The sequence below is a fragment of the Geminicoccus flavidas genome (genome assembly GCF_009806515.1).
Taxonomy (GTDB): Bacteria; Pseudomonadota; Alphaproteobacteria; order Geminicoccales; family Geminicoccaceae; genus Geminicoccus; species Geminicoccus flavidus.
In genome coordinates this window covers 1-5,200 of record NZ_WUJP01000278.1, presented here as the reverse complement: position 1 = coordinate 5,200, position 5,200 = coordinate 1, and the positions used below count along the sequence as shown (strand labels likewise).

Annotated in this window: 4 protein-coding genes and 1 pseudogene; 3 read left to right on the top strand and 2 right to left on the bottom strand. The window is 67.2% G+C overall.

The window, feature by feature from the left end:
• Positions 1-757: alpha/beta fold hydrolase (locus tag EQG76_RS07750; RefSeq protein WP_159712122.1), on the bottom strand; the 757-nt coding region annotated here is incomplete at its 3' end.
• Between the two features lie 453 nt (positions 758-1,210).
• On the opposite strand from EQG76_RS07750, the gene EQG76_RS07745 reads away from it, so the two are divergent.
• Both EQG76_RS07745 and EQG76_RS07740 read left to right on the top strand, forming a co-directional pair.
• A complete protein-coding gene (locus tag EQG76_RS07745; RefSeq protein WP_159712120.1) occupies positions 1,211-3,406 on the top strand; it encodes an ATP-binding protein in 2,196 nt (731 codons plus the stop codon).
• Positions 3,407-3,616: 210 nt separating this feature from the next.
• A complete protein-coding gene (locus EQG76_RS07740; protein ID WP_159712118.1) occupies positions 3,617-4,252 on the top strand; it encodes a response regulator in 636 nt (211 codons plus the stop codon).
• Here the strand turns inward: EQG76_RS07740 and EQG76_RS07735 are convergent.
• Positions 4,240-4,599 carry a hypothetical protein gene (locus EQG76_RS07735; protein WP_159712116.1) on the bottom strand — a complete coding sequence of 120 codons (360 nt, stop codon included), beginning with the start codon at positions 4,597-4,599 and terminating at the stop codon, positions 4,240-4,242. The two genes, EQG76_RS07740 and EQG76_RS07735, sit on opposite strands and share 13 nt — an antisense overlap.
• Positions 4,600-4,985: 386 nt before the next feature.
• Between EQG76_RS07735 and EQG76_RS07730 the strand changes: the two are divergent.
• Positions 4,986-5,200 (top strand): annotated as a pseudogene (locus EQG76_RS07730) (SCO family protein); the annotation flags it as partial.

The following is a 5,200-nucleotide window of genomic DNA, read 5'->3' as shown; positions in this document are numbered from 1 at the left end:
AGGCATCCATCTCGGCCGCCGAGCGCCGAGGCGCTCCGGCCGGCCGCAGCATCAGGATAGGTGGCAGGGGGCCGGCGAACAGGTCGAGAAAGGCCTCGCGGGATGCTGCCGGATCGAGACCGCCGGTGACGAAGGCGGCGGTGCCGAACCGGGCGTCCGGCTGCCCAGCAACGTGCAGCTTCGCAGCTACCAGGGCATCGGTGACCCTGGCCGGATCGGCATAGACATGGGCGCGCATCATCCGGCCGATCATCCGCCGGTTGACGTTCAGGCGGTAGAGGGCCGGGCCCAGGACCGGCAACTCGATCGCCCGGCGGATCCGAGCGAACAGGGGACGCCGCGCCTCGCCCAGCACGGCCGGCAGCGGACCGCGCCAAGTGGGGGCGATCAGCACGAGCCGCTCGAACCAGTCGGGCCGTCGCCGGGCGGCCTGGACTAGGTAGGTCGCCGCATGGCCGGCACCGATGCCGACGGCCGGCGGGACGAGGCTGGTGCCGATCAGCTCGTCCAGAAAGTCACGCAGCGCGTCGGGCGTGAGCGATGGACGGCCGCGCGGCCGGTCGCCGAAGCCCGGCCAGTCCACTGCCATACAGCGCAGCCAGGGCGCCAGCCGTGCGGCGAGCGGCGCCATCTCGGCAGCGGCCGAGATCGATGACAAGGCCGGCAGGAGGAGCGCGGTGCAGGCAGCCTCATGGCCGCCGGCCTCGGCCGCCCCGACAGCGGTGAGGGTCGATCCTGTCGCTTCCATGCGCGGCATCGCTCCTTCTCCCTGAGGATTGCCTCCTGGCTACTAGCCCGTTGCCTGCGCTGCCCATCCAGAAATCCCGCGACTCGTGGCATCGGCGCAACAACACGTGAATCGCAACCACGCCATTCAACCTGAAGACGACCACTATCGTTCCAGAATAAGCTCCTGCGATCCGTTCGCACGCGCCTGCATTACCGCAATTCCATCACCGCACAAGCGGGGATTGCGCAGTCATGACCGCCCGCTCATTAACCATGTCTCACGGCAGGCTGTACAAGCCTCCGCGCATCATGTACATTCATTGGAGCATCTATCTATAATTTATTTACTTTATATTATAGTACGCTGGTTTCCGTCCATGGGGAACAATATATGCCTTTTCGGCCTGAAAAGAGCAATTGGTTCCGTATCTACCTGGCTTTGGTCGTTCTGAATATTGTCGTCATTGGTGGCGGAGTGTACTTGAGCCGGTCGATCAAGTACAATTACAGCCAGTCGGTCGAGGCCAATCATCGCTGGGTGGATCGGCTGTCGCGCTATGCCGAGCTGACCAGGCTCGCGGGCTCGGTCAACGCGCCGGGCAACGACGTGTTCGATTCAGGCAGCATCGACACCGAGATCGCGCTGCGTGACAGCGCGCTGGCCGCGTTCTCCATGGGGATGGAGGAGGCGCGGGCGGAACTCACGGCCAATGTCGGCCCGGCCGAGGCGGGGCCGCTCACCGCCTGGCTCGACATCAGCCTGGTCGTGATGGACCAGATGATCGCGCAGTCGAACCTGATCTTCGAGAATCTGCGCCGGGGCGACACGCGCGAGGCCGCGGCGCAGATGGCGGCCATGGATCGCCAATATGCCCAACTGGCCGGCAGCATGGCGGCGCTCAGCCGCCAGGTCGGCCGGCTGCAGACCCAGGAGTTCGAGGAGCAGATCGAGGCGATCCAGCAGCTGGAGCGGATCGAGCTGCTGGTCGGCGGCCTCCTGGTGCTCATGGTCACCGGCATGACGTTCTACGGCTACAAGATCGTACGCAAGCTCTATGCCGACGAGGTGCGGCTGGCCCGCTACTCGGCGAGCCTGGCCGAGGCGCGCGACGCGGCCAATGCGTCCAGCAAGGCCAAGTCCGACTTCCTGGCCTTTATGAGCCACGAGATCCGCACCCCGCTGACCACCGTGCTCGGCATGGCCGACCTGATCGCCGCCGGCGACCTGCCGGAGGAGAGCCGCCAGCACGCCCAGGCGATCCAGAGCTCCGGCCGCCATCTGCTGGAGATTGTCAACGACGTGCTCGACCTGTCCCGGATCGAGGCGGACGCGCTGGCGCTGGACCGCACCGACTTCCAACTGGGCGCGGTGCTGGAGCATGTCGAATGGCTGATGGCCCCGGCGGCGGACCAGCGCGGCATCAGCCTCGACTTCGACGTCCGGGTCGATCGCGGCACGGTGCTGCGGGGCGACCCGACCCGGCTGCGTCAGATCCTCTTGAACCTCGTCAGCAACGCCGTGAAGTTCACCTCCGAGGGCGGCGTCCTGGTCGAGGTGAAGGCGAGCCAGGCCGGCGACGGGCTGCGGCTGCAGGTGGCGGTGGTAGACACCGGCATCGGCATCTCTGAGGAGTGCCAGGCCAGCCTGTTCCAGCCCTTCCGCCAGGCAGGGCAGGAGACCGCGCGCCTCTACGGCGGCACCGGGCTTGGGCTCGCGATCTGCCGCCGCCTCACCGAGGCCATGGGCGGCAGTATCGGGCTGGCCAGCAAGCTCGGCCAGGGCAGCCGCTTCTGGTTCGAGATCCCCTTCGAGTTGGGCGACCAGAACGCGGTGCGCGACGAGCTCGCCATGGGCCCGGCGCCCGTCCCCGGCACGCCGTTGCGGATCCTGATCGTCGACGACGCCGAGTTGAACCGCCAGCTCCTAGCCGGCGTGCTCGTCCGGCACGGCCATCGGGTGGTGGAGGCGGTAGACGGCGCGCAGGCGGTCGAGTTGGCCCGCAGCCAGCCGTTCGACGTGATCCTGATGGACGTGCAGATGCCGGTGCTGGACGGCATCGCCGCGACCGGCCTCCTGCGCCGGCTGCCGCCGCCGGCCCGCGACATCCCGGTGATCGGCCTGTCAGCCGGGATGCACGAGGAGGAGCGCCGCCGCTGCTTTGCCGGCGGCATGCAGCGCTGCCTGTCCAAGCCGTTCGTCTGGAACGAGCTGTTCAACGCGATCGCGCAGGTCACCGCCACGAAGGAGCCCTCGCCGGCACTCGCGCCGGACGTGCCGAGCCGGCCGCTGTTCGACCGGTTCGCCATCGACCTAGCGGCGGACGTCCAGGCGGCGGCGCTGATGCAGCAGGTAATCGAGGATGCGGAGCGCAGCTGCAGCCGGCTGCGTGCCGCTCCGGTGCGCCCGGAGGAGGTGCGGCAGGAGGCGCACAAGCTGAAGGGCATCTCCGGCCTGTTCGGCCTGCCCCGCATTCAGCTTGCGGCCGAGCGCCTGCAGGCGGCGGCTGAGGCCGGCCAGGGCGTGGCCGGCATGATCGATGGCCTGGTAGTGGCGGTCGCGGCGACGCGGGCTGAACTGCACGGCTCGGGCCTGATCAGCACCACCCCGCCGCCGGCCAACTCCGACGAGGATCCGGATGAGCGGCCGCAGCCGCTCATGCGTGCCAGCGGGGGCTAGCGGGATGCATCCGGGTAACACTGCCTGTCGGTCGGCCGGCACCAACACCGGTTACCGTGCCATCATGTCAATACTGGCCGCTCCATCGCCTTCGGCAGTGGCCGGGACGGTCGCCCAACCCGCCTGCGCGGATGCCAAACTTGCCAGAGAGATGGGCCTCACGTGGAACAGCACCTTGACCTTCACCCTTTGCCTCGGCCCGGCACGGCCATGACCACGCGGATCGTCGTGGCCGATGATCATCCGGTGGTCCTCCAGGGCGTGAACTGGCTGCTCGAGCGCGAGGGAGACCTGGAGGTGGTCGCTCGCTGCCAGAGCGGCGAGGAAGCCCTTGCGGCGGTGCGCGAGCATCGTCCCGACCTCCTGGTGCTGGACCTCAACATGCCGGGCCTGAGCGGCATGGACGTGCTGCGCGGCATCGCCGAGGAGCGGCTGGCCCTGCGCGTGGTGCTGCTGACCGCAGACCTGCGCGACGACGACCTGTTCGAGGCGGTGCGGCTGGGCGTGCGTGGCGTGATCCTCAAGGACATGGCGCCGGAGCTGCTGGTGCGCTGCATCCGCACCGTCCATGCCGGCGGCCAGTGGCTGGAGCAGCACCTGACTGGCTGGACGCTCGACCGCCTTCTCGCGCGGGAATCCGCCAAGCAGCAGGCCACCAAGACACTGACCCAGCGCGAGATCGAGCTCGTGCGCCTGGTCGCCGAGGGACTGCGCAACAAGGAGATCGCGTTCCGGCTCGGCATCACCGAGGGCACGGTCAAGATCCACTTGCACCGGATCTACGACAAGCTCCAGGTGACCAGCCGGATCGAGCTCGCCAACTATATCCGCCGTCAGCTCGGCTGATCCTCCGGCCGGTCCGGCTCCGCCCCGGCCTCGAACAGAAGCTGGCAGAACCGGGCACGCACTTCGCGCTGGCGGCTGCCGGGTGCTGCGGGCCGAACCAGCAGCACCTCCGCTCCATAGCGGACCACCGTGTCCAGCCGGTCGATCTCCCTGAAGCGCAACTGGCCGGAGATCCGCTCGCCCGGCTGGAGCAGCGCCCCCGTCACGAACCACACCTCCTCCTGGCTGACCAGCCTGGTCCAGCCGCGGGTCCAGCCCCTGCCGGTGGCGAAGCTGATCGGCAGTTCGACCGCGTAGCTGGCGGAGCTGGTCTGGAGCTTGTCCAGGCGGGCGCGGAGCATGTTCATGACAGTTCGGTAAGGCAATAGGTCAGACCGCACAATTCATCGGTCGTTATGTGACCGGCTATAACTTTCGTCAGAAACGAAACGGATCGTTAATCAATCGCCGCTATGGTATCTGGGTAAGCATAAACGAGTATGCCGATAGCGCCGCTCTATCCTTCGTTATAAAGTCGCCTCATACCGCAGCGTCCGGGGATATAACCAAGCGCCCGGATCGCTATAACCATCGTATCCACAGTTACATTGATTATAGTTCAGCAACAAGAATAATATCTGCGCAAGTAATCGAAGTGGCTCTCCTGCTGCGCGGGCTGCGGAGCAGGTGATCGACGGCGCCCCGCGGCAGCGATGTGCCGCGACGGACGTGCCTCATTTTCAAGGGCTGGAGCATGCAACGCAGAACCTTGTTCCTGGGCGGAGCCGGCATCGCCGCCGGCAGTGGGGCCGGACTGGCCCATGGGACCGCGGGGACGGACAGGCGCCCGCCGCATCCCCAGATCCCGAACACCCCCGTCATCGACCAGGACGGCCAGGCATACCGGTTCTACGACGACCTGATCCGCGACCGGGTGGTGCTGATCAACTTCTTCTTCCAGAGCTGCGG